At 69.7% G+C, this 26,465-nt stretch carries 23 protein-coding genes; 10 read left to right on the plus strand and 13 right to left on the minus strand.

Annotated elements, in window-relative coordinates; genetic code table 11:
* Window positions 1-28 precede the first annotated feature (28 nt).
* Window positions 29-1,438: an FAD-binding oxidoreductase gene (locus OU996_RS07475; RefSeq protein WP_267585636.1), complete on the plus strand. Its 1,410-nt coding sequence runs from the start codon at window positions 29-31 to the stop codon at window positions 1,436-1,438.
* A 182-nt stretch (window positions 1,439-1,620) separates the two neighbouring features.
* Window positions 1,621-5,307, plus strand: a complete 3,687-nt coding sequence (locus OU996_RS07480; protein WP_267584985.1) for an AsmA family protein — start codon at window positions 1,621-1,623, stop codon at window positions 5,305-5,307.
* A gap of 4 nt (window positions 5,308-5,311) precedes the next feature.
* On the opposite strand, the gene serB is transcribed toward OU996_RS07480, so the two are convergent.
* Entirely contained in the window at window positions 5,312-6,205 is an 894-nt protein-coding gene (gene serB, locus OU996_RS07485) for a phosphoserine phosphatase SerB (RefSeq protein ID WP_267584986.1), read from the minus strand.
* A gap of 111 nt (window positions 6,206-6,316) precedes the next feature.
* Between serB and miaA the strand changes: the two genes are divergently transcribed.
* Complete coding sequence (miaA, locus tag OU996_RS07490) at window positions 6,317-7,240, plus strand: tRNA (adenosine(37)-N6)-dimethylallyltransferase MiaA (RefSeq protein WP_267584987.1); 924 nt, start codon at window positions 6,317-6,319, stop codon at window positions 7,238-7,240.
* Here the strand turns inward: miaA and OU996_RS07495 are convergent.
* The 3 genes from OU996_RS07495 to purE all read right to left on the minus strand — a co-directional run bounded on the left by OU996_RS07495 (window position 7,237) and on the right by purE (window position 9,969).
* Complete coding sequence (locus OU996_RS07495) at window positions 7,237-8,181, minus strand: sulfite oxidase heme-binding subunit YedZ (RefSeq protein ID WP_267584988.1); 945 nt, start codon at window positions 8,179-8,181, stop codon at window positions 7,237-7,239. The genes miaA and OU996_RS07495 overlap by 4 nt on opposite strands.
* Window positions 8,182-8,383: 202 nt before the next feature.
* Window positions 8,384-9,469: a 5-(carboxyamino)imidazole ribonucleotide synthase gene (locus OU996_RS07500; protein WP_267584989.1), complete on the minus strand. Its 1,086-nt coding sequence runs from the start codon at window positions 9,467-9,469 to the stop codon at window positions 8,384-8,386.
* Window positions 9,469-9,969, minus strand: a complete 501-nt coding sequence (purE, locus tag OU996_RS07505) for a 5-(carboxyamino)imidazole ribonucleotide mutase (RefSeq protein ID WP_267584990.1) — start codon at window positions 9,967-9,969, stop codon at window positions 9,469-9,471. Before purE ends, OU996_RS07500 begins: the two co-directional genes overlap by 1 nt.
* Window positions 9,970-10,333: 364 nt before the next feature.
* Here purE and OU996_RS07510 point away from each other — a divergent pair, with 364 nt between their 5' ends.
* A complete protein-coding gene (locus tag OU996_RS07510) occupies window positions 10,334-12,376 on the plus strand; it encodes a L,D-transpeptidase family protein (RefSeq protein WP_267584991.1) in 2,043 nt (680 codons plus the stop codon).
* A 286-nt stretch (window positions 12,377-12,662) separates the two neighbouring features.
* Complete coding sequence (locus tag OU996_RS07515; protein ID WP_420712714.1) at window positions 12,663-14,372, plus strand: DUF882 domain-containing protein; 1,710 nt, start codon at window positions 12,663-12,665, stop codon at window positions 14,370-14,372.
* A gap of 79 nt (window positions 14,373-14,451) precedes the next feature.
* Here the strand turns inward: OU996_RS07515 and OU996_RS07520 are convergent, their stop codons facing one another.
* The 3 genes from OU996_RS07520 to OU996_RS07530 all read right to left on the minus strand — a co-directional run bounded on the left by OU996_RS07520 (window position 14,452) and on the right by OU996_RS07530 (window position 16,169).
* Window positions 14,452-14,730, minus strand: a complete 279-nt coding sequence (locus tag OU996_RS07520) for a DUF2312 domain-containing protein (RefSeq protein WP_213757108.1) — start codon at window positions 14,728-14,730, stop codon at window positions 14,452-14,454.
* 174 nt (window positions 14,731-14,904) lie between these two features.
* A complete protein-coding gene (locus OU996_RS07525; RefSeq protein WP_267584992.1) occupies window positions 14,905-15,228 on the minus strand; it encodes a DUF1244 domain-containing protein in 324 nt (107 codons plus the stop codon).
* Window positions 15,229-15,263: 35 nt separating this feature from the next.
* Window positions 15,264-16,169 (minus strand): N-formylglutamate amidohydrolase, encoded by a 906-nt coding sequence (locus OU996_RS07530; protein WP_420712715.1) that lies wholly within the window; start codon window positions 16,167-16,169, stop codon window positions 15,264-15,266.
* A 177-nt stretch (window positions 16,170-16,346) separates the two neighbouring features.
* Here OU996_RS07530 and OU996_RS07535 point away from each other — a divergent pair, with 177 nt between their 5' ends.
* Window positions 16,347-17,636 (plus strand): glycerate kinase type-2 family protein, encoded by a 1,290-nt coding sequence (locus tag OU996_RS07535; protein WP_267584993.1) that lies wholly within the window; start codon window positions 16,347-16,349, stop codon window positions 17,634-17,636.
* The gene (locus tag OU996_RS07540; RefSeq protein ID WP_267584994.1) at window positions 17,605-18,144 is read left to right on the plus strand and encodes a DUF1036 domain-containing protein; all 540 of its coding nucleotides are present in this window, start codon (window positions 17,605-17,607) and stop codon (window positions 18,142-18,144) included. The genes OU996_RS07535 and OU996_RS07540 overlap by 32 nt, the downstream gene beginning before the upstream one ends.
* A 106-nt stretch (window positions 18,145-18,250) precedes the next feature.
* Here the strand turns inward: OU996_RS07540 and OU996_RS07545 are convergent, their stop codons facing one another.
* From OU996_RS07545 to OU996_RS07570, 6 genes are all read right to left on the minus strand, one after another.
* Window positions 18,251-19,798 (minus strand): Do family serine endopeptidase, encoded by a 1,548-nt coding sequence (locus OU996_RS07545; protein WP_267584995.1) that lies wholly within the window; start codon window positions 19,796-19,798, stop codon window positions 18,251-18,253.
* A gap of 188 nt (window positions 19,799-19,986) precedes the next feature.
* Window positions 19,987-20,172 carry a DUF2065 domain-containing protein gene (locus tag OU996_RS07550; RefSeq protein WP_267584996.1) on the minus strand — a complete coding sequence of 62 codons (186 nt, stop codon included), beginning with the start codon at window positions 20,170-20,172 and terminating at the stop codon, window positions 19,987-19,989.
* Window positions 20,173-20,184: 12 nt separating this feature from the next.
* Window positions 20,185-21,126, minus strand: a complete 942-nt coding sequence (hflC, locus tag OU996_RS07555; protein WP_267584997.1) for a protease modulator HflC — start codon at window positions 21,124-21,126, stop codon at window positions 20,185-20,187.
* Window positions 21,123-22,277 (minus strand): FtsH protease activity modulator HflK, encoded by a 1,155-nt coding sequence (gene hflK / locus OU996_RS07560; protein WP_267584998.1) that lies wholly within the window; start codon window positions 22,275-22,277, stop codon window positions 21,123-21,125. The genes hflC and hflK overlap by 4 nt, the downstream gene beginning before the upstream one ends.
* Before the next feature lie 183 nt (window positions 22,278-22,460).
* Window positions 22,461-22,739 (minus strand): ribbon-helix-helix domain-containing protein, encoded by a 279-nt coding sequence (locus tag OU996_RS07565; protein WP_267584999.1) that lies wholly within the window; start codon window positions 22,737-22,739, stop codon window positions 22,461-22,463.
* Complete coding sequence (locus OU996_RS07570) at window positions 22,736-23,005, minus strand: DUF4169 family protein (protein ID WP_324290745.1); 270 nt, start codon at window positions 23,003-23,005, stop codon at window positions 22,736-22,738. The genes OU996_RS07565 and OU996_RS07570 overlap by 4 nt, the downstream gene beginning before the upstream one ends.
* A gap of 335 nt (window positions 23,006-23,340) precedes the next feature.
* Here OU996_RS07570 and OU996_RS07575 point away from each other — a divergent pair, with 335 nt between their 5' ends.
* From OU996_RS07575 to OU996_RS07585, 3 genes are all read left to right on the plus strand, one after another.
* A complete protein-coding gene (locus OU996_RS07575) occupies window positions 23,341-24,072 on the plus strand; it encodes a hypothetical protein (protein WP_267585001.1) in 732 nt (243 codons plus the stop codon).
* Between the two features lie 159 nt (window positions 24,073-24,231).
* Window positions 24,232-25,623, plus strand: a complete 1,392-nt coding sequence (gene fumC / locus OU996_RS07580; protein ID WP_267585002.1) for a class II fumarate hydratase — start codon at window positions 24,232-24,234, stop codon at window positions 25,621-25,623.
* Between the two features lie 133 nt (window positions 25,624-25,756).
* A complete protein-coding gene (locus tag OU996_RS07585; protein WP_267585003.1) occupies window positions 25,757-26,368 on the plus strand; it encodes a Spy/CpxP family protein refolding chaperone in 612 nt (203 codons plus the stop codon).
* Window positions 26,369-26,465: the final 97 nt, after the last annotated feature.

Genomic DNA, 26,465 nt, shown 5'->3' on the forward strand with positions numbered 1-26,465 from the left:
GCCGGGCAGGGAGGATGACATGGCTGAGATGCTGGATGAGGGCCGCGCAGCGACGGCGGCGGATGGGTCAGAGGTCGCCACGGTGATCGCTGAGCTCGCCGGCCATTTCGGCGACCGCCTCGCGCTCGGCCGCGCCATCCGTGAGCAGCACGCCAACACCATCACCTGGCTCGCCAATGAGGCGCCGGACGCGGTGGTGTTCGTCGAGAGCACCGAAGAGGTGCAGCGCGTGGTCCGCGCCTGCGCCAAGGTCGGCGTGCCGGTCATTCCCTTCGGCGCCGGCTCCTCGCTGGAGGGGCAGGTGAACGCCCCGCGCGGCGGCATCTCCATCGATCTCTCGCGCATGAACCGCGTGCTGTCGGTTCACCCGGAAGATCTCGACTGCGTGGTCGAGCCGGGCGTGACGCGCAAGCAGCTCAACGAGCATCTGCGCGATGCCGGCCTGTTCTTCCCCATCGACCCTGGCGCGGATGCCTCGCTCGGCGGCATGGCCTCGACCCGCGCCTCCGGCACCAACGCGGTGCGCTACGGCACGATGAAGGACAATGTCATCGCGCTCACCGCCGTGCTGGCCAATGGCGAGGTCATCACCACGGCGCGCCGGGCCAAGAAGTCGGCGGCGGGCTATGACCTCACCCGCCTTTTCGTCGGCGCGGAAGGCACGCTCGGCATCATCACCAGCCTGACGCTGAAGCTCTCGGGTATCCCTGAGGCGATCTCGGCGGGCGTGTGCGCCTTTCCGACCATCCGCGCGGCCTGCGACGCGGTGATCCTCACCATCCAGTCCGGCCTGCCGGTCGCGCGCATCGAACTGCTCGACGAGGTGCAGGTGCGCGCCTGCAACGCCTACTCCAAGCTGAACCTCGCCGAGGCGCCGACGCTGTTCGTCGAGTTCCACGGCACCGAGGCGAGCGTTCATGAGCAGGCCGAGCGCTTCGGCGAGATCGCCCGCGATTTCGGCGGTGGCGACTTCAGCTGGGCGACGCGGCCGGAAGACCGGACGAAGCTCTGGCAGGCCCGGCACGATGCCTATTGGGCCTGCCTGCCGCTGAAGCCCGGTGCCAAGGCGCTGGCGACCGATGTGTGCGTGCCGCTGTCGCGCCTCGCCGATTGCGTCGACGAGACCAAGCACGACATCGAGGAAATGGGCATGATCGCCCCGATCGTCGGCCATGTCGGCGACGGCAATTTCCACACGGTGACGCTGGTCGACATGGACGACCCGCACGATGTCGCCAAGGCCAAGTCCTTCATTTCGCGCATGATCGAACGCTCGCTCGCCATGGGCGGCACCGCCACGGGCGAGCATGGCGTCGGCCAGGGCAAGCGCAAATATATGGAAGCCGAGCACGGGGCTGAGACTCTGGCGGCGATGCGTGCCATCAAGGCCGCGCTCGACCCGCGGGACATCATGAACCCCGGCAAGATGCTGCCGTGAGTGGCGCCGACCCCGTTCGCCGCGTAAAGCCCGCCCCGGCTTTTGCGCTTGCGGGCCGGGCGCCGGGCGCGGCAGCATAGAGGTGCGAAAAATCTCAACAATCTCGCGGTAAACCGGCGGGAAGCGGCCGCGTCCCGAGCCGCGAGACCGGCCCATCGGCGCCGGACGACCGGAGGAGAGGCGTGCAGAACCTTCTGCTGACCATAGCGAGCGCCATCATCCTGGCCGTCGTCGCGGCCTTCGCGGCTCCGTTCGTGGTCGACTGGACGCAGTTCCGCGCGACCTTCGAGGCGCAGGCGGCGCGCACGCTCGGCGTGCCCGTGGTCATTCGCGGGCCGATCGACGCCCGCCTCCTGCCCAATCCGAGCTTCACCCTGCGCGATGTCGCCATCGGCCTCGACGCGGGCGGCACCGGCATCGTCGCGGGTGAGCTGAGCGGGCGCCTCTCGCTCGGCCAGTTGCTCAGCGGGCGCATCGTCGCCGACCGGGTGACGCTGGAGCGCGCCCGCATCCGCGTGGTGATCGGCGGCGATGGCCGCGTGGCGCTGCCCACCGGCACCAGCCGGCCCGCGCCGCTCTCCATCGCCGATCTGCGCCTGCAGAACAGCGCGGTGGAGCTGATCGACCGCGCCGGCGGGCATGACCTGACGCTGTCCGCCGTCAATCTCATGGGCGATCTTGGCGGCCTTGCAGGGCCGCTGCGGCTGGAGGGACAGGTGGAGGCGGCGGGCGTGCTCCGCACGGTGCGGCTCGCCTTGGCGGCAGCCGAGGGGCCGGCGCGGCTGCGCCTCGGCGTGCAGGATGTCGGCTCGCCCTTCGCGCTCGATCTCGACGGCGTGCTGGCCTTCACCGGCGGGCGGCCGGGTTTCCAGGGCAAGGCGTCGCTCGCCTCGCGCACGCCCGGCGCCGGCGGGCCGCCGCTGCGCGACGGCGATGGCGCGGTGCCCGTCCGCGACCCGCTCGCCGGCTGGAGCCTTTCCGGCACGGTGAACGCGACCTATCAGGCGGTCGACATCACCAACCTCGCGCTTCAGCTCGGCAGCGGCGAGGTGCCGGTGGAGTTGTCGGGCAGCGGGCGCTATGTCGCCGCCGCGCTCGCAACCGCTCCGGCCACCGCTCCCGCCGCCGGCACGACCGGCGATGCTGGCGGCTCGCGGCTCGACCTCACCTTGGCGGCGCGCCAGATCGACCTCGGCGCGGCGACCGGCGGGGCCGCCCCGCTTGCCGCGCTCACCCGCGTCGCCCAGACCGTGGCGCCGCTGGCGGGCATCGCCCGCTCCGGTTCGCTCGACCTCTCCACCGACACCGTGCTGCTCGGTGGTGCGCCGATGCGCGCGGTCAAGCTCGGGCTCGACTGGTCGCCCGCCGGCTGGCGCGCCCGCAGCATCGAGGCGCGGCTGCCCGGCCGGGCGAGCCTTGCTTTGTCGGGCCGTCTGCCGCAGGCCGCCGGCGCTGGCCAGCCGATCCGTCCCCCGGCCGACGCCGCGCTGTTCACCGGCGACATGGCGCTCGCCGCCGAAGACCTGCCCGCCTTCGCCGGCTGGGCCGCGCCCGAGGCGACCGCGCTGCTTGCCGGCCTGCCCGGCGGAGCGGTCTCGCTCAAGGCGGCCATCGCGGTCGGCGCGGACCGGGTGGCGCTCGACCGGTTGACCTTCACGCTGGGCGATCAGCTCAGCCTCACCGGCACCGCCGCCTATGCCTTCCCGGCCGATGGCCGACGCGGCAAGGTGGACGCGGTGCTGGCGACCAAGGGCGTCGATCTCGACCCGCTGCTGCCGCCGCTGCGCCGGATGATCGGCTTTGGCGGCCAGCGCTTCGATGTCGGGCTGAGCTTTTCCGGCACGGATGTGCGCCTTGCCGGGGTCGGCGCCGCCGGTGCCGATGTCATCCTCAAGGCCGATGGCGGCGGGCTCGGCATCGAGCGGCTCGCCATTCGCAATTTCGGCGGGCTGGACCTCACCGGCTCCGGGCGGCTCACCGCGGCGGCGGAGAGCGACGGGCGCTTCGAGGCGCGGCTCACCGGCACGCGGGTCGACGGGCTGCCGGCGCTGACCCGCGCGCTTGGCCTGCCGCAGGGCGAGGCACTGGTCGCCGCGCTCGGACCGAGCCTCGCCCCGCTGGATCTCACCACCACGCTCACCTCCGACAAGGGGCGTCTCGCGCTAGAAGCGCGCGGCCGGCTCGGGGTGTTGAGCGGGGAGGGCTCGGCCGGCTTCGGCACGGGGCAGCCCTTGCAGATCGAGGCGGCGCTGACGGCGGCGGATGGCAGCGCGGTGCTCGGCAAGCTCGGCGTTCCCGCCCTGCGCCCCGGCCTCGGCGTGGCGCAGGCGACGGTGTCCGTGGGCACCCGCACCGAGGCGCGCCTCGCCTTTGCCGGCGGCACGCTGGAAGCGCTCGGACAGGTGACCGTCGAGGCCGATGGCCGCGTGGCGCCGGACCTTGCCGTCACGCTGCGCGGGGCGGACCTTGCCCGGCTGTTCCCGGCGCTGACCAATGGCGGTGTCGCCCGCGTGCCGGCCGAACTCACCGCCACGCTCGGGCGCGAGGGCCCGGTCTGGCGGCTCGAGGCGCTGACCGGCACTATCGGCGGCGAGCGCATTGACGGGCGCGCCGCCTATATCCCCGGCGAGAGCGTGCCGCTGACGCTGGAACTGGCGCTCGACCGCTGGAGCCTGCCCGCCGCGCTGGCGCTCGGTACGGGGACGGTGGCGCCGCCGCCCGGTCCGCCGGCGAGCGGCTGGCCGGATGGGCGCTTCGGCCCGCCGGCGCTCGGCCCGCTCACCGCCTCGGTGAAGCTCAGCCTGCGCCAGCTCGACCTGCCGGCCGGGCTGGTGCTGGACCTCGCCAAGCTGAATGCCCGCGTGAGCGAGGGCGTGGTCGCGGTGGAGGAGCTTTCCGGCACGCTGGCCGGCGGGCGGCTCGCCGCGCGCTTCGACCTGCGCCGGCGCGGCGACAATCTCGCGGTCGACGGCCATCTCGCCATCACCGATGCCGAAAGCGGGCCGCTGCTGCGCGCCGCCGGCGTCGAGCGGCCGGGCGCCAGCGCGGGGGTGACGCTCGCGCTCGACCTCACCGGCGCCGGGCGTTCGCCGCGCGGCATAGCCGCCAGCCTGCAAGGGCAGGGCAGCCTGGTGCTGGAGGGGCTGGAGATCCCGTTCAACGACCCGCGCGCGCTGCAATATGTCATGCTCGCCACCGAGCGCGGCCTGCCGCCCGAACAGGCGCGCATCGTGCAACTGCTCAATGAGGGGCTCTCGCGCGGGGCGCTCAAGCTGCCGCGCATCGAGAGCGCGCTGAGCGTGGTGAACGGCGTCGCCCGTTCCTCCACCGCCCGCGCGGCGCTGGGCGACCAGCGTTTCGCGCTGACCGGCGCCTTCGATATTCCCGCGCTGTCCTTCGAGACGACGCTGGAGATGGACGACATGTCCGGCGCCAGCCCCACCGCATCCGGCGCCCCGCCCGGGGCCGGCGTGCAATGGCGCGGGCCGCTCAACGCGCCCGAGCGGCGTTTCGACATCACCGCGCTGGTCGCGGCGATCAACATGCGGGCGCTGGAGCGCGAGACCAAGCGGCTTGAGGCGGAATATGGCCGCACGCCGCTGACCGATGGCGGCCAGTCGACCCAGCCACCCGCTCAGGCCCCCGCGCCTCAGGTCGCCCCGCAGGCCGCGCCGCAACCGGCACCCCAGCCGGCCCCGCGCGCGGCAGCGCCCGCGCCGTCGCCGCGTCCGGCCGCGCCGCGCCCGGTGCCGCTCAACCTGCCGCAATACCCGCAGCCCGGCGCCGCCGCGCCGCCGCTCGCGCCGCCGGTGGATATTCCGATGGATCCGCTGCGCAGCCCGATCATGGCGCCGCCGCTGGCGCCGTGACGCCTCAGGCGGTGACGAAGGCGTCCGCCGTGTAGCCCTGCAGGTAAAGCAGGGCGGTGAGGTCGCCATGGTCGATGCGGAACCGCGCGGCCGCCGCCACGGCGGGCTTGGCGTGATAGGCGACGCCGAAGCCGGCTTCCCCGATCATGGCGAGATCATTGGCGCCGTCGCCGACCGCCATCGTGTCGGATTCGCCGAGACCCAGCGCCTCCCGCATCTCGACCAGCGCGGCGAGCTTGGCCTCGCGCCCGAGGATCGGTTCCTCGACGAGGCCGGCAAAGGCGTCGCCGTCGGTCACCAGCACATTGGCCCGGTCGGCGTGGAAGCCGATCATCGCGGCGACGCGCTGCGTGAACAGGGTGAAACCGCCGGAGACCAAGAGCGTGTGCGCGCCATGCGCCTTCATGGTGCGCACAAGCTCCGTGCCGCCGGGGGTGAGGCGGATGCGCTCGGCAATGACGTCATCGACCACGGCGAGCGGGAGACCTTTCAGCAGCGCCACGCGCTCGCGCAGCGCCGGCTCGAAGGCGATCTCGCCGCGCATGGCCCGCTCGGTGATCTCGGCCACATGCGCCTTCATCCCGGCATAGTCGGCCAGCTCGTCGATGCATTCCTGGCCGATCATGGTGGAGTCCATGTCGGCGAGAAACAGCTTCTTGCGCCGCCCGGTTGCCGGCACCAGCGCCACATCGAGCGGCCGGCCGTCCAGCGCGGCGCGCAGGGCGGCGATGTCGGCATCGGGCCCGACCGCGAATTCGGCGGCGATGCCGGGATTGAGCACCCGCGCTTCGCCCGCGCCCGGCACCGCCGCGCGGGCGCTCTTTAGGGTGTCCGCGTCCAACGCCGGGGCGGCGGGGTTGGCGATCAGCACGGCGACGAGGGGAGCGGTCTCGGACATGGCGGCAACACGCGGCTGGAACTGAGGAATCAACGCAGGACTTGCCGCCGAAGCGGCAACGGGCAAAAAGCGGTGGGCGGCACGGGTGAGTGCGCCAACAGGGAGACGGGCGTGACGACAAAGGCGGAGCGCCCGCGCGCGGTGCTTATTGCAGGGCCGACCGCGAGCGGCAAGTCGGCGCTGGCGCTGGAACTGGCCGAACGGGTCGGCGGCGTGGTCATCAATGCCGACTCCATGCAGGTCTATCGCGACCTGCGCGTGCTCACCGCCCGCCCCACCGTGGAGGAGGAGGCGCGCGCGCCACACCGCCTCTACGGCCATGTGGACGGGGCCGCCGACTACTCGGTTGCGCACTGGCTGGAGGAGGCTCGCGCGGCCATCATTGAGGCCGAGACGTCCGGGCAATTGCCCATCGTGATCGGCGGCACGGGCCTCTATTTCAAGGCGCTGACGCAGGGGCTGGCGCCCATGCCGTCGATTCCTGCCGAGGTGCGGGCGCGGGTGCGCGGGCTCGACCTGCCGGCACCGGAGCTCCACGCCAGGCTGATGGCGGTGGATCCGCAGACGGCGGGGCGGCTGCGCCCGTCCGACACGCAGCGGCTGATGCGGGCGCTGGAGGTGTTCGAGGCGACCGGCCGCCCGCTGGCGCAGTGGCAGGCGGAGCGGGCGAGCGAGCCGGTGCTGCCCGGGGATGATGCGCTGAAGCTCTTTCTCGCCACCGACCGCACGGCGCTGCGCGACGCCATTGCCCGCCGCTTCCACCTGATGATGGAGGCGGGCGCGCTGGAGGAGGCGCGAGCCCTGCTGGCGCGGGGCCTGCCCGAGGACCGCACCATCCTCAAGGCGCATGGCGTGCCGTGGTTCGCGCGCCATCTCGCGGGTGAGATCGAGCTTGAGGCGGCGATCGAGGGCGGCATTCTCGACACGCGCCGCTATGCCAAGCGGCAGGACACCTGGTTCCGCCATCAACTGGAGGGCTGGACCGCGCTGCCAAAGGCGGAAGTGCAGGTGCTTCTGCGGGAGGTCTTCCCTTAAGCCCGCGCCGCCCGTCTCACGGGCAGCGGGCGCAGGCGTAGTGCCACCTCGCTGGCGAGCGCGACCGCGAGGCCGGCGCCGAACACCCACCAGGCCGGGCGGATCGAGTAGGAAAAGGCGAGATTGGCGGCGAGCACGCGGGCGGGGTCGATGCCCGTCGCGGCGAGATACCAGCCGGCTTCCAGCAGCGCCGTCAGCACGCCGGCCATAAAGGCGAGAGCCACGAGGTTTGCCAGCCCCGTGCCGCGTCCAAAGCGCTGCATCAGCCGCCACCCCATGAGCCAGACGAAGAGCCCCGCCATCAGCGTCGGCTCGGTCACGTCGAGCTTCTGTTGCATGAAGAAATGCAGGATGCCGAGGGCGGTGGCCGGGTAGATCAGCGCGTGCAGGTGCTTCCAGCGCTCGCCGCCAAGCCGGCGCACCGCGCCATCCCACGAGGTGGACGCCATCGCGGCGAAGGCGAGGAGGGCGATGAAGCCGATGGTGAGATAGATGCGCAGCACGATCTCCCGCGCCGCCATGCCGAGATCGCCGAGATCGACCAGATAGACCGCGAAATGAATGGCGAGCAGCAGCGCCGCGCCAAGGCCGAGCGTGCGTCGGGCGTTCAAAAGCTTCGGCCAGTTGAACAGCCGCCGGGCCGGGGTGACGGCGAGGGTGACGAGCAGCAGGCGGATGGTCCAGTCGCCGATGAAGCGGATCACCTCGATGAGCGGACGGGCGCCGAGTGCCGGTTCGCCGGGCAGCGCGCCTCCGCCTCCAAGCGCGCCGCCGCCCAGTCCGCCACCACCCAGACCGGGAGGAGCGCCGAAGGGGGTGGGCGGGGCGAAGCCGCCGGAGAGCGCGCGCACGGCCAGTAGCGCCAGCGGCAGCAGTACGACGAGCAGCGCGCCGATCTTCTCAGGGCTCAGCTTACCGGAGGGTTCGCGCAGGAAGGGCATGAAGCGGGCGGTCCATGGCAGGAGGGTCTGCCCGCCTATACGCCCTCAGAGGCGGCGTAATTTCAACGCCGCCCTGCACGATGGCGTGAGGGCACGCGCGAGGGGCCCGGCATCGTGCCTATCCGAACCGCCCTCGGGTTTGTCATCCCGGACGGCCGCAGGCTGACCCGGGATCGCGTCCCGACTGGCCGCGAAGCCGGCGTCAGTCCTCGGCGAAGATGCGGGTGACGTGGCCCATCTTCCGGCCGGGGCGGGCTTCCGTCTTGCCATAGAGGTGCAGATGCGCGCCGGGCTCGGCCAGCACTGCGTGCCAGGTGTCGGCCTCGTCGCCGATGAGGTTGGTCATCTCCACCCGGCCGCGCCGGTCGGTGGCGCCGAGCGGCCAGCCGGCAATGGCGCGCACATGCTGCTCGAACTGGCTGGTCTCGCAGCCATCCAGCGTCCAGTGGCCGGAATTGTGAACGCGCGGGGCGATCTCGTTGACGATGACACCCTGCGTGCCCTCGACCACGACGAGGAACATCTCCACCGCGAAGACGCCGACATAACCGAGCGCCTCGCCGATGCGGCGGGCGATCTCGGCGGAGACGGCGACGACCGCCGGCGAGACATCGGCCGGCACGGTGGAGCGGTGGAGGATGTGGTGGCGGTGCTCGTTCTCCGTCACCTCGAAGGCGGCGAAGCGGCCATCCTCGGTGCGGGCGGCGACGACGGAGACCTCGCGCTCAAAGGGCACAAAGCCTTCCAGAATCGCCGGATGACGGCCGATGGCGGCGAAGGCGGCGGCAGCATCGTCACCCGCGCGGATGATGACCTGGCCCTTGCCGTCATAGCCGAAGCGGCGGGTCTTCAGCACGGCGGGACGGCCGATCTCGGCCAGCGCGGCCTCGAGCTGGGCCTCGTCATTCACCTCGGCGAAGGGCGCGGTCTCGATGCCGAGGCGGGAGACGAAGGTCTTCTCCTCCAGCCGGTCCTGCGTGATGCCGAGCGCGCGGGCGCCGGGATGCACGGGCACATGGCCGGCGAGGAAGGCGGCGGTCTCCACCGGCACGTTCTCGAATTCATAGGTGACGACGTCCACCGCCTTGGCAAAAGCCTCTAGCGCGGCGAAATCGTCATAGGCGGCCTGCGTCACCGCATCGGCGACCTGAAAGGCCGGGCTGCCATCCTCGGGGGCGAAGATGTGCGTCTTCAGCCCCAGCGGGGCGGCGGCGAGAGCGATCATGCGGGCGAGCTGACCCCCGCCGAGAATGCCGATGGTGTCGCCGGGCTTGAGAATGCGGGTCATCAGACGGGGCGCTCCGTGACGGCGGCGGTGCGGGCGGCGCGCCACGCGTCGAGGCGCTCGGCGAGCGCGGTGTCGGTGATGGCGAGCACGGCGGCGGCGAGCAGCCCGGCATTGGTCGCGCCGGCCTTGCCGATGGCGAGCGTGCCCACCGGAATGCCGGCGGGCATCTGCACGATGGAATAGAGGCTGTCGAGGCCGGAGAGCGCCTTGGATTCGACCGGCACGCCGAACACCGGCAGGCTGGTGAGCGCCGCCACCATGCCCGGCAGATGCGCGGCACCGCCGGCGCCGGCGATGATCGCCTTGTAGCCGGCGGCGCGGGCGCCCTTCGCGAAGCTGAACATGCGGTCCGGGGTGCGGTGGGCCGAGACGATCAGGCAGTCATGGCCGATGCCGAGCGCTTCCAGCGTCTCGGCGGCGTGGCGCATGGTCTCCCAGTCGGACTGGCTGCCCATGATGATGGCGATCGGGCGCGCGTCGCCTGCCGTCTGGTCGCTCATGCTGGTCCGGTTCCCCCGAAAAAGAAGGCGCGGATTATAGGAATCGCCGCCCTCCCGGCAAGCACGAAGGCGCGGGCGTCGTCAGGGCATGGTGCCGCGCCCTCCTCTAAGCTCCCGCGCCTCCCCCGCCGACATGAAAAAGCGCGGGTCAGGTGGCATCATGCTTAACACGACCTTTACCGGCCCACGGCAACAGTGCGCGCAAGGGTTTGCCCGGCGACAGCGTGGCCGCGAGGGTGTGTCTTCCGGGCGACGCCGGTGGCCGGAAGACACGAGTTGCGCGTTCGTGAGTTGAAGCGGTGCGACCCAAGCGCGGATGAGTGCGTTCCCGTCGCGAGAGTGGATGGGACGAGTGGAGAGAGCGATGGCCGGGCGTGGCGTGACTATCGGCGTGAGTTTCGAGGCGGGCCGCGCGCGGCATCTGGCGGGCACGGCGCTCGCGCTGCTGATGGCTGGCGTGACGCTGATGCCGCTCGCCGCGTCGGCGCAGGAGAATTCCGGTGCGGCCATCGCTACCGAGCGCGCCGGCAATGGCACCGGCCAGCCGGTCGCCGCCTTCGATCCCGGCCGCGCCGGCATGACCAGCGCCGGGCAGGGTGCCGCGCTGCTGGCCGCGCTGGGCCATGACCCCGCGCCCTTCGATATCAACGACACCCGTCCGAAGACCGAGGCGCCGGCCAATCCGGCACCCGCCAGCGCGGCCCCGGCCGATCCGGTGACCCCGGCGCCTTCCGTCGGAAATGGCGCGCCGGAGACCGGCACCGGTACGGCGACGCCCGCCCCCGTCACGCCGGCGGCCGCGACCCCGGCCGCTCCGGCCACGGGCACCTCCACCCCGGCGACGGTCAGCGCGCCGCAGGCGCCCCGGCCGGATGCGGGCGTTTCCGAGCGGCTCACCGCGCTCGTCACCGACCGGCTGTCGCGCTACGCCCAGCGCCCGGCCGAGCAGCAGGCGCTTGCCGCGTTTTATGCCGCCCGCAACTTTCAGCCCATGTTCGTCGCGCAGGGCATGGTGACCCCGCTCGGCCTCGCCGCCCTCGGCGCCTTCACCGGCGCGGCGGCGGAAGGGCTGAACCCCGCCGACTACACCGTGCCGCCGCTGCCGGCCCGCCCGGACGAGGCGGCGCTGGCCGATTACGAACTGCGCCTGGCCGCCACCACGCTGGTCTATGCCCGCCATGTGCAGAGCGGGCGCTTCGATCCCAAGCGCATCTCCAAGGATGTCGATCCGAGCCCCTCCGTGCCGGACCCGCTCGACGTCCTCGCCACCGTCTCGGCGGCGGAGAATGCGGGCAAGGCCTATGCGTCCTTCGCCCCGTACTATGACGAGTACCGGCTGCTGAAGACCCAGCTCGGCCGCCGTCTGGCGGAAGGGGCGGGCGTCGTTCACGCGCCGATCCCGGCCGGCCCCTCGATCCGCCCCGGCGACCGCGACCCGCGCGTGCCGCTTCTGCGCGCCCGGCTGGGCATTGGCGGGGCACCGGATGATGTCGTCTACGACGCCTATCTCATGGAAGCGGTGCGGGACTTCCAGCGGCTGGCCGGCGCCAATCCCGATGGCATTGTCGGGCGCGGCACGCTCGCTGTGCTGAACGAAGGCGCGGGCGACAGCCTCGACGACATCATCGCCAACATGGAGCGCTGGCGCTGGCTGCCGCATCAGGTCGCGCCGACCTATGTGATCGTCAACATTCCCGAATACATGGTCCGCATCGTCGTCAACGAGCAGACCATCCATGAGACGCGCGTGGTCGTCGGCAAGCCCGAGAACCAGACGCCGCTGATGTCCGAGCAGATGCAGTACGCGGTGTTCAACCCGTCCTGGAACGTGCCGCCGGGCATCATCAAGAACGAGATGCTGCCCAAGCTGCAGGCCGACCCCTATGCGCTCGACCGCCAGGGCATCGACGTGGTGCGCAACGGGCGCATCATCGATCCGGGCACGGTGGACTGGAGCCGGGGCTCGCAGGGCTATGCGTTCCGGCAGGCGCCGGGCGAGCGCAACGCGCTGGGCCGGATGAAGTTCATGTTCCCCAACAAGCACTCGGTCTATCTGCACGATACGCCGAGCCGCGCGCTGTTCGCCCGCGACCGGCGCGCCTTCAGCCATGGCTGCGTGCGCGTGTTCGAGCCGCTGAAATTTGCCGAGGTGCTGTTCAGCGTCGGCCTGCCCGGCGATGGCTGGAGCCAGCAGCGAATCAACTCGCTCATTGGTGGCGACGAGAAGTACCTGAACCTGAAGCAGCGTTTCCCGGTCCACCTCGTCTATTTCACCACCTATGTGGATGCCGAGGGGCAGCTGGTGTCGCGCGAGGACATTTACGGAATCAACGACGCGACCAAGGCGATGCTCGGGCTCAACGGCACGCGCGTGGCGGATCGTGGCGGAGTCGTGGCGCCGCGGTGACGGCGCGGGTTTTGTTGCTACCGTAACGGAAGTATTGCGTGGTTTAACGTGTTGTTTCAGACACTGTTAACCACGAATGCAGTTCAAAACGGTACAACATTACGAATTTTTTAGGTTGGCACTCTTTTGCCACAGTCTCCCCCTAGCCATGCTTCCGCAAGGTATGGCTTGGGGCGTAACGGCCCCTTAACCAAACCCGACAAGACTATGTTCACCATGTCCGGCCCGGTCGCTCCCGACCGTGTCGTCTCAGGAAACGTTCCTTTCGGGTTTCGGGTACGGGTACGTGCGCATCACATCGGTTCTTCGCAGCAAGCGCGCCGGCAAGTTCTCCGCCGCATCGCGCGCCATCAAGACGGTTGCCCTCACGGCGCTCGTCACTCTCGGCAGTGCCGACATGCTGCAGAACGCGGTGGCCAATGGCGACACGCGAACCATCACGCTACACCATGTCCATTCCGGCGAGAGCGCCACGGTCACCTTCAAGCGCAATGGCCGCTATGACCCGGCGGCGCTGAAGCAGCTCAACGTTCTCCTGCAGGACTGGCGGCGCAAGGAGTCCACCAATATGGACCCGCGCCTGTTCGACATCGTGTGGGAAGTCTATCGCGAGACCGGCGCGACCCAGCCGATCCAGGTGATCGGCGGCTACCGCTCGCCCGAAACCAATTCCATGCTCCGCCAGCGCTCGCGCGGCGTCGCCAAGACCAGCCTGCACATGCAGGGCAAGGCGATGGACTTCTACATTCCCGGCGTGCCGCTGGCGAAGATCCGCGAAGCCGGCCTGCGGCTGGAGCGCGGCGGCGTCGGCTTCTACCCCACCTCCGGCTCGCCCTTCGTGCATATGGACACGGGCGGCATCCGCCACTGGCCGCGCATGACGCGGCCCGAGCTCGCCCGTGTCTTCCCCGATGGCAAGACCGTGCATGTGCCCGCCGATGGCAAGCCGATGCCGGGCTACGCGCTGGCACTGGCCGAGGTCGAGGCGCGCGGTTCCGAGCCCGGTGGTGCCGGGGCGGCCTTTGCCGGCCTGTCCGGTGGCAATGATCCAAAGCGCCCCGGCGCGGGCGGCAAGAACATTTTCGCGGCCCTGTTCGGCAAGGATGACGAGGAGGAGGCGGACACGACCCCGGCCGCCGCGCCGACCCGTCAGGCTCCCGCCGTGCGCGCTCCGGCGCCGGTCGCTGTCGCGGCGGCGGACGATGCCGAGGAAGCCCCAGTGCCCGCCAATGCGGCCCCCACGGCCGCTCAGGCCGTCGTCGCGGCGGCCGCGCCCGTCGCCGTGCCGCTGCCGGCGCCGCACCCGCTCGGCCGCACCGTGGTGGCATCCGCGCCGGTCGCGACGCCCGCCACCGCGCCGTCGGGCTCTCCGGCGCTGGCCGCGCTTGCCGCCGCCGTACCGCTGCCGACGCCGCGCCATCAGCCGCCGGCCGACGCCACCGGGGTCCAGCCCGTCGTCGTCGCCAGCGCCGGCAGCTTCGCGCCGCTGCCGCCGGCCCGGCCGGGCGAGGTCGCGCGCGGCACGACGCCGGGCGCGACGGTCGGTCTTCCCGAGATCATCGTCGGCTCGCAGGGCTCCGCCCCGCCGCTCGCCTATGCCTCCGCCGCCGGCGACATGATCTTCCCGAGCGAGCGCCTTCAGCCCGGCCGCGCGCCGGCGCCGCGCGCCGCCGCCACCCCGCCGACCGCCTCCGCCGCTGCGGCGCCCGCCGCTGCGCCGAAGCCCGGCACGGCCGCGCACAATGCGGAGATGCAGGCGGAAATCCGCCGCCTGTTCAGCAGCCCGACCGTCTCGCGCAACGCCGTGCTGCGCACGCCGGAACTGCGGCGCTTCGCGGCCTTCGTCGCCCCGCCGCGCCAGGTGGTGGCGGGCGGCTTCACGCAGGGTGCGTCGACCAGCCTGCCGACCACCCATTTCGCCGCCGGCGCCGCCGTGGTCGCCGTGCCGGTTGTGGCGATGGTCTCCGGCGCCGCGCCGCTCAAGAAGCCGCTCTGAGAGACATCTGTTGCCTCACATGAAAAAGCCGGCCGGGGATGACCCGGCCGGCTTTTTCATGTCGGGAGTTTGAGCCCGGTCAGCTCAGCATGCCCAGCGCCTGCATGTAGAGGTCGACGATCGCCTCATGCTCGGCCCGCTGGTCGGCATCCTGCTTGCGGATCTTCAGGATCTCGCGCAGCGCCTTGACGTCGAAGCCGGTGCCCTTGGCCTCGGCGAAGACGTCCTTGATGTCCTCGGCGATGGTCTTCTTCTCTTCCTCGAGGCGTTCGATGCGCTCGATGAAGGATTTGAGCTGCTCCTTGGCGAAGCCGGCGGCGGCATCGGACAGCGGCTGGTCGTTGGGAATGTCGGACATGGCGTCTCCGGGGGAACGGGCCGACCGCGGGCAGCAAGGTCCGGCGGCGTGTGGGTGAAAGCTGGGCCGGACAGGAAACCCAAGGATGGGGCGCCGTCAAGGCGGCGGGCCATCACCAGCGCCGGCAGGCTCCGGCTGCACCCGCTATCCACCGGCGGCCTGTGGATGAACCGCTCAGTGCTGGCCCGGTCCCTTGAAGGCGGCCTTCTGCTCCGGGCTCGCCTCGCTCTGGTGGCGCGCCTTCCATTCCTCATAGGGCATGCCGTAGACGGCGACGCGGCTCTCTTCCTTTGTGAGGGGCAGGCCGCGCTGCTGGGCCGCGTCGAGATACCAGTTGCCGAGGCAGTTGCGGCAGAAGCCGGCGAGATTCATCAGGTCGATGTTCTGCACGTCGGTGCGGGTCTGCAAATGCGCCACCAGCCGGCGGAAGGCGGCGGCCTCCAGCTCGGTACGGGTGGCCGCGTCCAGCGCGGCAGCGGCGGCGGGTGTGTCGCTCATGTGGGCCTCCCGGTGATCCGGTCCGTACGGTGCGCTCAGGCGAGCGTGTCTGGCGGATAGATAGGCGCGACCGGGCCGGTGCGCGAGCCATGCCACTCGATGCGGTGCAGCGCCTCCCCCTGGAGGATCGCCGGGAGCAGGCCGGCGAGCCGCTCGGCCCATGCCTCCTGCCCGTCCTCATCGGCGATGAGATCCTGGCGGACTTCCAGCAGCGTGCTGGCGAGCCCTCGCCGCGTGGCGTGGCGGTAGAGGCAATCGCCCTTGAGCGCGCCGTCATAGGGCTCGTTGTCGCCGACGATGAGGTCGCCCGGTGCTTCCAGCGCCTCGATCAGCTCGCGGGTAAAGCGCGGATCGGCGTCCCACAGCACGGCGGCGTGCCAGGGGCGGGCGAGGCCGCGCCACACGGGGGTGAAGCTGTGCATGGAGAGGATGGTCGGGATGACGCCCGCCGCCAGCGCCGTGTCGATCTCCGTGGCGATCGCATCGTGATAGGGGCGATGGAAGCGGGCGATGCGCCGCTCGATCTCCGCCGCGTCGGCATGGCGGTTGCCGGGGATGATGGCGCCGTCCGAAATGCGCATCACCAGTGTCGGGTCGTCCTCGCCGCGATTGGGGTCGATCAAGAGGCGGGAGAAACAGGAGAGCACCGCCGGGCAGCCGAGGCGCTGGGCGAGCTGGCGCGTCACGCCGGCGGCGCCGATATCGTAGCCGATATGGCGGGCGAGCTGCTCCGCCGGCAGGCCGAGCGATCCGTAGCCGGGCGGCAGGGCGTTGGAGGCGTGGTCGCACAGCAAGATCAGCCCGGTAGCCGGATCGCCGGCAAGGCGTTCGACAGGCGGGAGGTCGTCCGGCCCCTTCATCTGCCCGGCATCGGGCGAGAGACGCGGATCGAGCGGCTCGTCGAGGGGCTGGGCGGGGTCGTGCGTCGGGAGGCGGCGCATATTTGCCTGTGCGATGCGACTAAGTGCGTAGAGGATAGTGACGTGGCATTCTGAGTGCCATAGGAATACGCCCGTTTCGCGTCGCGCGGGAGCGGGGGATTCGAGCCGGCGCGCGCTAAGGCATCATGGCGGACCAACCGCCGGCAGTGGCCCGATCGGGCTGGGTAGGGATTCGAGATGAGCGACACGTCGGCGCGTGCCTTTCTGGACAAGCTGTTTACCGCTGCGGTGGCGGCGGCCCATCCCTCGACCTGCCTGCCCCCCGTGCTGCCGCCGGCCCCGGCCAAGGGCCGCCTGATCCTGCTCGCCGCCGGCAAGGCCGCCGGCTCGATGCTGGAAGTCGCCGAACAGCATTATCTCGATGCGGGGCTCGATCCCGCGCGCCTCGCCGGCATCGGCGTCGCCCGCCATGGCTATGGCCGCCCGACCCGGCGGCTGGAGATGGTCGAGGCCGGTCATCCGGTGCCGGATGCGGCGGGCCTTGCCGGCGCGCAGAAGGCGATCGACCTCGCCGCCTCCGCGACCGCGGATGATCTGGTGCTGGTGCTGCTCTCGGGCGGCGCCTCGGCGAACTGGATCGCCCCGGCCCATGGCGTCGATCTCGACGACAAGCGCTCGCTGACCCGCGCTTTGCTGCGCTCGGGCGCCAACATCACCGAGATCAACACGGTGCGTAAGCATCTCTCGCGCATCAAGGGCGGGCGTCTCGCGGCGCTGTCGCAGCCCGCGCGGGTGGTGACGCTCGCCATCTCCGACGTGCCGGGCGACGATCCCGCGGTGATCGGCTCCGGCCCCACCGTGCCCGATCCCTCGACGCTGGCGGACGCCCGCGCCGTGCTGGCGCGCTACACTATCGAACCGCCAGCCTCGATCGCGGCGGCGCTGCAGGATGCGGCGAACGAATCGCCCAAGCCCGGCGACGCGGCCTTCGCGAACGCCGCGTACCACCTCATCGCCCGCCCGGTGGATTCCTTCATCGCCACCGAGCGCCTGGTGCGCGAGGCGGGGCTGGAGCCGATCCTGCTCGGGGACAATCTGGAAGGCGAGGCCCGCGAGGTCGCCGCCGCGCAGGCTACCAGGGCGCGCGAGCTGAAGGCCGCCGGCAAGCGGGCCGTCCTCCTCTCGGGTGGCGAGCTCACCGTCACCATGCGCGGCCAGGGCCGGGGCGGCCCGAACCAGGAATTCGCGCTGGCGCTCGCCGTCGCGCTCGACGGCGCGGCCGGCATCTATGCGGTGGCCGGCGATACGGACGGCACCGATGGCGGCGGCGGCGATGCCACCGATCCCGCCGGCGCCTATGTCGTGCCGGATACGCTGGCGCGCGCCCGCGCCGCTGGTCTCGATCCTGCCGCCTTTCTCGCCAATAACGATTCCACGGGGTTCTTCGAACCTCTGGGCGATCTTCTGACGCCGGGCCCCACCTGCACCAACGTCAATGATTTCCGCGCCGTTTTCATCGACAGCTAAGCCGAACCCCTCCCGCTGCCGGCGGGCGCGGGCGCGCGTGCTGTTGGCGGCGGGCGTGCTGCCGGTGCTTGCCGCGACGCTGGCGCCGTCGCCGGCTGCCGCCGATTTCCGCCTGTGCAACCGCTCCTCCAGCCGCGTCGGCATCGCGCTCGGCTACAAGGACGGCAATAGCTGGGCGACCGAGGGCTGGTGGAACATCGGTGCCAATAGTTGCGAGACGCTGCTGCGCGGCGATCTGGTCGCGCGCTACTACTATGTCTACGCGATCGACTACGATCTCGGCGGCGAATGGTCCGGCAAGGCCTATATGTGCACCCGCGAGAAGGAGTTCACCATTCGCGGCATCGCCGATTGCCTGGCGCGCGGCTATGACCGCACCGGCTTCTTCGAGGTGGACACGCAGGAGCAGAAGAGCTGGACGGTGCAGCTCACCGAGCCGCAGCGTTCCGCCGCTCCGGCGCCCGGCGATGGCCGCGCCACCCCTCCGGCGCCGCCGAAGAAGCCCTGACCACGTATTCGCTGCCTGACCAGGCTTTCGCGGTACGCGTCACCGCATGAAAAAGGGCCCGCCATTGGCGGGCCCTTTCCGTTTCGCGGGTGCTTGGCGGTCGCCCTCAGTCCACCGGCAGGGCGGTGAAGCGCACCTGACCCTCGGGGTCGGTGATCATGAGCAGGGCCGAGCGGCGCCCGTCCTTCTTCAGCGTGGCCAGCCGGTTCTCGATGTCCTTGGGCGTTGCGGTCGCCTCCTGGTTGACCTCGACGATGAGGTTGCCCGGCGCGATGCCCCGCTCGGCGGCGACCGAGCCGGCCTCGACCGACATGACCACCACGCCCTTGAGCTCATCCTTGATCTTGAAGCGGGTGCGCAGCTCGGGCGTCAGTTCGGCAAGTTCGAGGCCGAGCAGCTTCTGCGTCGCGACCTTGGGCGCCTCCGGCTTGGCGTCGGGGGCGTCCGGTGTCGCGGCGGCGGTCTCGGCCTCGTTGAGGCGTCCGACCGCGAGCTTCAGCTTCTGCTCGGCGCCCTTGCGGATCACCACCACCTCGACTTCCTTGTCGACCGGCGTATCGGCGACGATGATCGGCAGGGAGCGGGTGTCCTTCACCTCCTTGCCGTCGAAGGAGACGATCACGTCGCCCGCCTTGATGCCGCCCTTGGCGGCCGGCCCATCCTCGGTGACGGCGCCGACCAGCGCGCCGCGCGCCCGGCCGAGGCCGAGGCTCTCGGCGATTTCCGGCGTTACCTGCTGGATGCGCACGCCGATCCAGCCGCGCCGCGCCTCGCCGAACTCCTTGAGCTGGGCGATGATCGGGATGGCGGTGTTGGAGGGTACGGCGAAGCCGATGCCGATGGAGCCGCCGGAGGGCGAGATGATGGCGGTGTTGATGCCGATGACATCACCGTCCATGTTGAACAGCGGGCCGCCGGAATTGCCGCGATTGATGGCGGCATCCGTCTGCAGGAAATTGTCATAGGGCCCGCTATTAATGTCGCGGTTGCGGGCCGAGATCACGCCGACGGTAAGCGTGCCGCCAAGGCCGAAGGGGTTGCCGATGGCCATCACCCAGTCGCCGACGCGCAGCACATCGGAATTGCCGAACTTCACCGCCTTGAGCGGCTTGCCTTCTTCCGGCGTTACCTTGAGCAAAGCGAGGTCGATCTTGGTGTCGCGCCCGACCAGCTCGGCTTTCAGTTTCGAGCCATCGGCGAAATTGGCGTAGATCTCATCCGCATCGGCGATGACGTGGTTGTTGGTGACGATGAAGCCGCTCGCGTCGATCACGAAGCCAGAACCGAGCGAGGAAACGCGGCGGGGGGCGTTGTCGTCGCCCTGCTGCTGGCGGCGCTTGAAGAATTCCTCGAAGAACTCCTCGAAGGGCGAGCCGGGCGGCAGTTCCGGTGTCGGCACGCTGCGCGAGGGCGCCACCGTCTGCGAGGTCGAGATGTTGACCACCGCGTCCATCACATTGGCAGCGGTGTCGGCGACCGAATCGGGGCCTTTTACGGCCGCCGCACCGGCCGGGTGCCCGGCGAGGCCGAGCGTGCCGCCGACGATACAGGCGAGCAGCAGCGCGGCAAGCCGGCGACGCAAGGGGCGCGCGCGCCGCGAGCCGGAGCGATCCCGCCGGGGCGTGCCCGCCGCCGCATCAAACCCGTTGGTCATGCTGCCTCCTTCGCCGCAGGGGGAGGCGCCGCCGTCCCCGCTCTCATTACCGAGGGGCTGACGCTAGCCCGGCGCCAAGCCGATGCAAGCCAAAAGCGCGCGAGCGGCACAGCAGAGGCGTCGCAGCGCAGGCCCCCACGCAAAAGGGGCGCCCGGTGGGGCGCCCCTTGCGAAATCGCGACGCGGCCTCAGCCGCGGATGATCCAGACCACGACGACGCCGATGACGGCGCCGATGAGGCCGGTGAGGCGCAGAGGCGGATCGGGCAGTTGCCCGATCGACTCCATGGCCCGGCGGACGGCGCCGGGAGCCGCCGCCAGCATCAGGCCCTCGATCACGAGAACCAGCGCCAGGGCGACGATGAGATCCGACATTGCTCCGCCGGATCAGTTGGCGGGCGCTGCCGGGGCGGCGCCCGCAGCCGGAGCCACCGTCGGCGGCGTGCTCGGCACCGGGCTACCCGCCGGGTTCGGCGCGTTGAAGAAGCGGAAGAACTCCGAGGTCGGCGAGAGCAGCATCCGCGTCTCACCCTTCTTCAGCGACGCCTCATAGGCCTGCATCGAGCGGTAGAACTCGAAGAAGCCGCGGTCCTGGTTATAGGCCTGCGCAAAGATGTCGTTGCGCTGGGCGTCGCCTTCACCGCGCAGCTGGTCGGCCGTCGCATTGGCCTCGGCTACGATGATGGTGGAGTCGCGATCGGCGCGGGCGCGGATGGTCTGGCCGGCTTCCGCACCCTGGGCGCGGATTTCGGAGGCCTCGCGCTGACGCTCGGTCTGCATCCGCTGGAACACCGCCTGGCTGTTGGCTTCCGGCAGATCGGCGCGACGGATGCGGACATCGAGCACGCTGATGCCGAAATTGCCGGCCTCGCGGTTCACCTGATCGCGGATGCGCGCCATCAGGGTCTCGCGCTCGTCACGTACCACCTGGGTGAAGGTGGATTCACCCAGAACGCGGCGCAGCGCCGAGTTCAGGATGGTGGCGAGGCGGGAATTGGCGCCCTCGACATTGCCGACCGACTGGTAGAAGCGCAGCGGGTTGACGATGCGGTAGCGCGCGAAGGCATCCACGACCAGACGCTTCTGGTCGGCCGCGATGACTTCCTGCGAGGGATTTTCGAGATCGAGGATGCGCTTGTCGATGAAGATCACGCTGTCGACCAGCGGGATCTTGGCGTTGAGGCCGGGCTGTTCGATCACGCGCACGGGCTCGCCGAAGCGCAGCACGAGCGCCTGCTGCGTCTGGTAGACGCTGAACAGGGCCGAGTAGAGGATGATGGCGCCGACCGCGACGAGAACGGCGAGAACGATACCAAGGCTGTTCTTCATTGGGCCGCTCCCTGGCCGGCGGTCGTGGGGGCGCGACGGGCGTCGAGGGCGCCCAGCGGCAGGTAGGGCACCACGCCCTGGCTGCCGGCGGTGGACTGGTCGATGATGACCTTGTCCATGCCGTCGAACACGCGCTCCATGGTCTCGAGATAGAGGCGCTCGCGGGTGACGTCGGGGGCCTTCTGATAGGCGGTGAGCACGCTCAGGAAGCGGGACGCCTGACCGCGCGCCTCGATGATCGCGCGCTCCTTGTAGCCCTGCGCACCCTGAGTGATGCGGGCGGATTCACCGCGCGCTTCCGGGACGACGCGGTTGGCATAGGCCTGCGCCTCGTTCTGCAGACGCTCGGCGTCGGCGCGGGCGGCCTGCACATCGCGGAAGGCGTCGATGACCTGCGAGGGCGGGTCGACCTTCTGCAACTGGACCTGCGTGACGAGGACGCCGGAGCGGTAGCTGTCGAGCGTCTTCTGCATCAGGTCGTGCACCGCCGTCTCGATGTTCTGGCGGGCGCCGGTGAGAATGGGCTGGATGTTGGTGCGGCCGACCACCTCGCGCATGGCGCTTTCCGCCACGGCCTTGATGGTGCCTTCCGGGTTCTGGACGTTGAACAGGAAGTCGGCGGCGCCGATATCCTCGGTGGAGCCGCTCGCGGCCGGCTTCACCATCCAGAAAACGGCGAAGTCGACGTCGACGATGTTCTCGTCGCCGGTGAGCATCAGGCTCTCTTCCGACACATCGCGCATGGCGGCGCCGCGGCGGGGATCGTCCCCGGTGCGGATGCCGATGTCGATGCGGTTGACGCGCGTGACCTGCGGGGTCAGCACGGTCTCGATCGGGTAGGGCAGATGGTAGTTCAGGCCGGGATTGGTCGTGCCGACGAACTTGCCGAAACGCAGGACGACGCCCTGTTCGTCGGGCTCGACACGGTAGAAGCCGGAGAGCAGCCACGCGACCAGCGCGATCACGACAACGGCAAGGATGCCTTTGCCGCTGCCGACGCCCCCCGGGAGAGCGGTGCGGAGCTTTTCCTGGCCCCGACGGATCAGATCTTCGAGATCAGGAGAGTTGGGCCCTGACGATTGTGGGCCGGTACCCCAGGGACCACGCGGACCACCACCCCATGGTCCACCGCTCTGGTTCTTCCACGACATTCCGCGGCCACTCCGTTTGCGCGCCCGACAGCTGTGGGGCTCGCAAACGCAGAACCACCAGACGCCACCGTGCAGAGGGTTGCGTGTCCTTCCGACGGAAGGCACGACGACGGCGGTTATAGGTGACGTGGCACCCGCTTACAACGCGCCTTCGCATGGCGGCATATGGGGAACGCGCTTGGCTTACGCAACGGTAGAGCGCATATGCGAGCCATTGCTCGCGTGCTCAACCTGCTCCCGGCCCGATGGCGGGTTGCGGTAGTGCGCCAGCACGTAGAGCCGGATCGCCGATGACAGGTTGCCCTGATTGCGGCCCGAATCGATCGAAGCCACAATTTCCGACAGCGTCGTGCGACGGCTCGCCGCTATTTCCTTCAGCGCATCCCAGAACTGATCTTCCAGACTTACGCTTGTCTTGTGTCCTGCGATAACAATGGATCGCTTGACCACGGGACTTTTCATGTCTCGCCCTCTCGAACTCGCCTGTGCCCATCCAGCGACGTTTCTTTGCTTCGCTCTAAGGCCGCTTCCGCTGTGCGCTGGGCCTTTGTGCGGCCGAACTCCAAACGTCGGGCGGCGGCCTTTTGTTCCGCCTCTTCGCGCGCAATTCGCTTTCGATGGCGGTGAAGATTCACGATGTCCGACATTGGTACTCCGCTCCGCATCATGATGTGGCGTCGTCTTTGATAGCCGTCAATGCCGAAATTCAGAATCCGATCACCAAACATTGCATCAGGAAAGGTGATCTTTGAGCACTTTTCGGGCTTTTTAACAGGTTTTGCGGCGTCGGAGCGTATTCAGAAGCCTGAGAAGCCCAGGATAGTGCGAAAATACACGTAAGAAGTAATCTATTTCGTTGGGTCCGTGCCGCAATGGCTGTCGTGCCGCGTCGGAGGACTGGCATCCCAGACTTTTACGTTCATCACGCGTTCGTGATCGTCTGTTCGTCATAAATTCGGCGCGCGTTCGCCCTGCGGGACGCAGGTACCGGAGCCGAGAATTCCGGTCTTGCGCGTGTCACGGGTACCCGTTACCGGTAATATATTCCGTTAGGACATGGTCCATGCCGGTAGGGGTTGCAGCGGGTTCCCGAAGGCCGATTTACCTGGTCTACGGCTTCTATGTTCACCCGGGATCCGACTGGCGCGCGGTCATGGCCGGCCAGATCGCGGATCTGCGGCGCTATGGGCTGCTCGACCGTGCCGAGCTCAGCATCATCATCACCGACCCCCACAACACCGCGGGAGTGGCTGACTTCGCGGCTGGCCTGTGCGAGGCGGCGGCCACCATCATCGTTCACGATGAAAACCGTTATGAGTACTGGGCCCTTCATCACCTCTGGACCCTGGCCTGCGCGCATCCCGACGGGCGGGTCGCCTATCTCCACTCGAAGGGCATCAGCCGGAACATCCGCGTGCGCAGCCGGGTCGAGCGGGCGCTCACCCGCGGCACCTTCGAGCACTGGGAGCGGTGGCTGACGCTGATGGAGCGTGACCGCATCGCGCTTGCGGGCATGTTTCCGGCGAGCGGTGGCTGGGTCTGGTACAATTTCTGGTGGGCCACCGCGTCCTATCTGGCCAGCCTGCCCGAGCCGGAGGTGACCGCTGACCGCTATGCCTATGAAAGTTGGGTAGGCCGCGGCGCGTGCGGCGCCGCCAGCGAAGGGCTGTCGACGTTTTCAGGCCGTGTCCGGGCCTATTCCGCAGGCGAGGCGGACAGTCAGATGCACCGGATGACCCAATGGTCGGTCTCCCAGCACCCCTGGCTCCGCCGGCTGATCGCGGCGGTGCGCTGAGCTTTCCCACGGCCCAGTGAGAGGCGTGGGGCGACATCGCGCCGGTGCAATGTCCGCCCGAGGTCGCATTCCGCCGGTTTCGTCCGCATGGTAAGTGCTGCGCGTCCAAGTGGCGCAGGCGCCACATTATCAGCCAGCCGACCTCAAGAGGTTTTCAAGATGAGCAGCACCCGCATCGAGACCGATACGTTCGGGCCCATCGAGGTGGCGAGCGACAAATATTGGGGCGCGCAGGCGCAGCGCTCGCTCGGCAATTTCAAGATCGGCTGGGAAAAGCAGCCGCTGCCCATCGTCCATGCGCTCGGCGTCATCAAGCGGGCGGCGGCGGAAACCAACCGCGACCTCGGCCATCTCGACGCCAAGCTGGCGGATGCCATTATCGCCGCCGCTCAGGAGGTGATCGACGGCACGCTCGACGCGCATTTCCCGCTCTCAGTCTGGCAGACCGGCTCCGGCACGCAGACCAACATGAACGCCAATGAGGTGATCTCGAACCGCGCGATCGAGATGCTCGGCGGGGAGAAGGGCTCGAAGAAGCCGGTTCACCCGAACGACCATGTCAATATGAGCCAGTCGTCGAACGACACCTACCCGACCGCCATGCATGTCGCGGCGTCGGTGGAGGTCGTGAAGACGCTTCTTCCCGCGCTCACCCATCTGCGCGACGCGCTCGCCGCCAAGTCCAAGGCGTGGGAGCACATCATCAAGATCGGCCGCACCCACACGCAGGATGCGACGCCGCTCACGCTCGGCCAGGAATTCTCCGGCTACACCCAGCAGGTGACGAACGGCATTGCGCGCATCGAGCAGACGCTGCCGGCGCTGATGGAGCTCGCCCAGGGTGGCACCGCCGTCGGCACCGGGTTGAACGCTCCTATCGGCTTTGCCGAGAAGGTGGCCGAACGCATCGCCGCCATCACCGGCCTGCCCTTCACCACGGCGCCGAACAAGTTCGAGGCCCTCGCCGCGCATGACGCGATGGTGTTCACCCATGGCGCGATCAACACCGTGGCGGTATCGCTGTTCAAGATCGCCAACGACATCCGTCTGCTCGGCTCCGGCCCGCGCTCGGGCCTCGGCGAGCTTGCCTTGCCGGAAAACGAGCCGGGCTCCTCGATCATGCCGGGCAAGGTGAACCCGACCCAGTGCGAGGCGCTGACCCAGGTGTGCGTGCAGGTGTTCGGCAACAACGCCGCGCTCAGCTTCGCCGGCAGCCAGGGCCATTTCGAGCTGAACGTCTACAATCCCGTCATGGCCTATAACTTCCTCCAGTCGGCGCGCCTGCTGGCCGATGCGGCGGTCAGCTTCACCGACAATTGCGTCGTCGGCATCGAGGCCCGCGAGGACAACATCAAGGCGGCGCTGGAGCGGTCCTTGATGCTTGTCACGGCGCTGGCGCCGAAGATCGGCTATGACAACGCCGCCAAGATCGCCAAGACGGCGCACAAGAACGGTACCACGCTGCGCGATGAGGCTGTCGGTGGCGGCTATGTTACCAATGAAGAGTTTGACGCTGTTGTCCGCCCGGAGAAGATGATTTCGCCGGGTTAATCTACCGTTCATGCAGATGAATGCCTGTTCATTTGCGTGTCTAAAGATTAACGCGCCGCATTACCGAAGTTTCATTTGAGATTTCGGGATGCGGCGCGCAACATCTGTCTCATCAAGCAAGGAGATGAGGCCGATGAAACGCACAATCATTGCCGCGACCGCCGCCGCCCTGCTGGCCAGCGCCGCCTTCGGCGTGGCCGCGCCGAACTTCAAGGGCGACGGTCCCCGCCTGACCCCGCAGCAGATGGCGGAAAATGCCGGCGCGATGAGCGACGCTCATATCGCCGCGCTCAAGGTCGGGCTGAAGCTCACCCCCGAGCAGGACAAGCTCTGGCCGGCGCTGGAAGCGGCGCTGCGCGACTATTCCCAGCAGCGCATCGACCGGCGGCTTGAACACCGCGAGGAGCGCGCCGAACAGAAGGGCCCCGGCGATCGGCCCGACGTCATCGTGCGGCTGCGTGAGCGCGCCGATGGCATGCTGGAGCGTGGCGAGGGCCTGAAGAAGGTGGTGGACGCCGCCGACCCGCTGTTCAAGACGCTCGACGAGCAGCAGCAGCGCCGCTTCGCCATCCTGTTCAAGCAGGTTGAAGGACCGCGCATGGCGCGCTGGGACCGTCATCACGGCCCGCATGGTGGCCCCGGACGCGGTGGTCCGGACCGTGGCGGTCCCGGCTTCCACCCGATGCCCCCCGGCGGACCGGGCGGCCCTGGTGGCCCGGACGGCCCCGACGGCGAGCCGCTCTGATCCCCCGCTTTGACGTCATCCCGGACGGCCGCAAGGTCGCTCCGGGATCGGCGGCGGCCCCCGCTGTCCCGGCACTCGGCCGGGATGGCGTCTGGGC

This window comes from Ancylobacter sp. SL191, assembly GCF_026625645.1.
Classification (GTDB): Bacteria; Pseudomonadota; Alphaproteobacteria; order Rhizobiales; family Xanthobacteraceae; genus Ancylobacter.

What these genes read in the sequence shown, in the direction of transcription:
- OU996_RS07475 (WP_267585636.1), top strand. Translation starts at nt 29, where the DNA reads ATGCTGGATGAGGGCCGCGCAGCGACGGCGGCGGATGGGTCAGAGGTC.
- serB (WP_267584986.1), bottom strand. Translation starts at nt 6,205, where the DNA reads ATGTCCGAGACCGCTCCCCTCGTCGCCGTGCTGATCGCCAACCCCGCC.
- OU996_RS07495 (WP_267584988.1), bottom strand. Translation starts at nt 8,181, where the DNA reads ATGCCCTTCCTGCGCGAACCCTCCGGTAAGCTGAGCCCTGAGAAGATC.
- OU996_RS07500 (WP_267584989.1), bottom strand. Translation starts at nt 9,469, where the DNA reads ATGACCCGCATTCTCAAGCCCGGCGACACCATCGGCATTCTCGGCGGG.
- purE (WP_267584990.1), bottom strand. Translation starts at nt 9,969, where the DNA reads ATGAGCGACCAGACGGCAGGCGACGCGCGCCCGATCGCCATCATCATG.
- OU996_RS07510 (WP_267584991.1), top strand. Translation starts at nt 10,334, where the DNA reads ATGGCCGGGCGTGGCGTGACTATCGGCGTGAGTTTCGAGGCGGGCCGC.
- OU996_RS07520 (WP_213757108.1), bottom strand. Translation starts at nt 14,730, where the DNA reads ATGTCCGACATTCCCAACGACCAGCCGCTGTCCGATGCCGCCGCCGGC.
- OU996_RS07525 (WP_267584992.1), bottom strand. Translation starts at nt 15,228, where the DNA reads ATGAGCGACACACCCGCCGCCGCTGCCGCGCTGGACGCGGCCACCCGT.
- OU996_RS07530 (WP_420712715.1), bottom strand. Translation starts at nt 16,169, where the DNA reads ATGCGCCGCCTCCCGACGCACGACCCCGCCCAGCCCCTCGACGAGCCG.
- OU996_RS07535 (WP_267584993.1), top strand. Translation starts at nt 16,347, where the DNA reads ATGAGCGACACGTCGGCGCGTGCCTTTCTGGACAAGCTGTTTACCGCT.
- OU996_RS07540 (WP_267584994.1), top strand. Translation starts at nt 17,605, where the DNA reads ATGATTTCCGCGCCGTTTTCATCGACAGCTAAGCCGAACCCCTCCCGC.
- OU996_RS07545 (WP_267584995.1), bottom strand. Translation starts at nt 19,798, where the DNA reads ATGACCAACGGGTTTGATGCGGCGGCGGGCACGCCCCGGCGGGATCGC.
- OU996_RS07550 (WP_267584996.1), bottom strand. Translation starts at nt 20,172, where the DNA reads ATGTCGGATCTCATCGTCGCCCTGGCGCTGGTTCTCGTGATCGAGGGC.
- hflC (WP_267584997.1), bottom strand. Translation starts at nt 21,126, where the DNA reads ATGAAGAACAGCCTTGGTATCGTTCTCGCCGTTCTCGTCGCGGTCGGC.
- hflK (WP_267584998.1), bottom strand. Translation starts at nt 22,277, where the DNA reads ATGTCGTGGAAGAACCAGAGCGGTGGACCATGGGGTGGTGGTCCGCGT.
- OU996_RS07565 (WP_267584999.1), bottom strand. Translation starts at nt 22,739, where the DNA reads ATGAAAAGTCCCGTGGTCAAGCGATCCATTGTTATCGCAGGACACAAG.
- OU996_RS07570 (WP_324290745.1), bottom strand. Translation starts at nt 23,005, where the DNA reads ATGTTTGGTGATCGGATTCTGAATTTCGGCATTGACGGCTATCAAAGA.
- OU996_RS07575 (WP_267585001.1), top strand. Translation starts at nt 23,341, where the DNA reads ATGCCGGTAGGGGTTGCAGCGGGTTCCCGAAGGCCGATTTACCTGGTC.
- fumC (WP_267585002.1), top strand. Translation starts at nt 24,232, where the DNA reads ATGAGCAGCACCCGCATCGAGACCGATACGTTCGGGCCCATCGAGGTG.
- OU996_RS07585 (WP_267585003.1), top strand. Translation starts at nt 25,757, where the DNA reads ATGAAACGCACAATCATTGCCGCGACCGCCGCCGCCCTGCTGGCCAGC.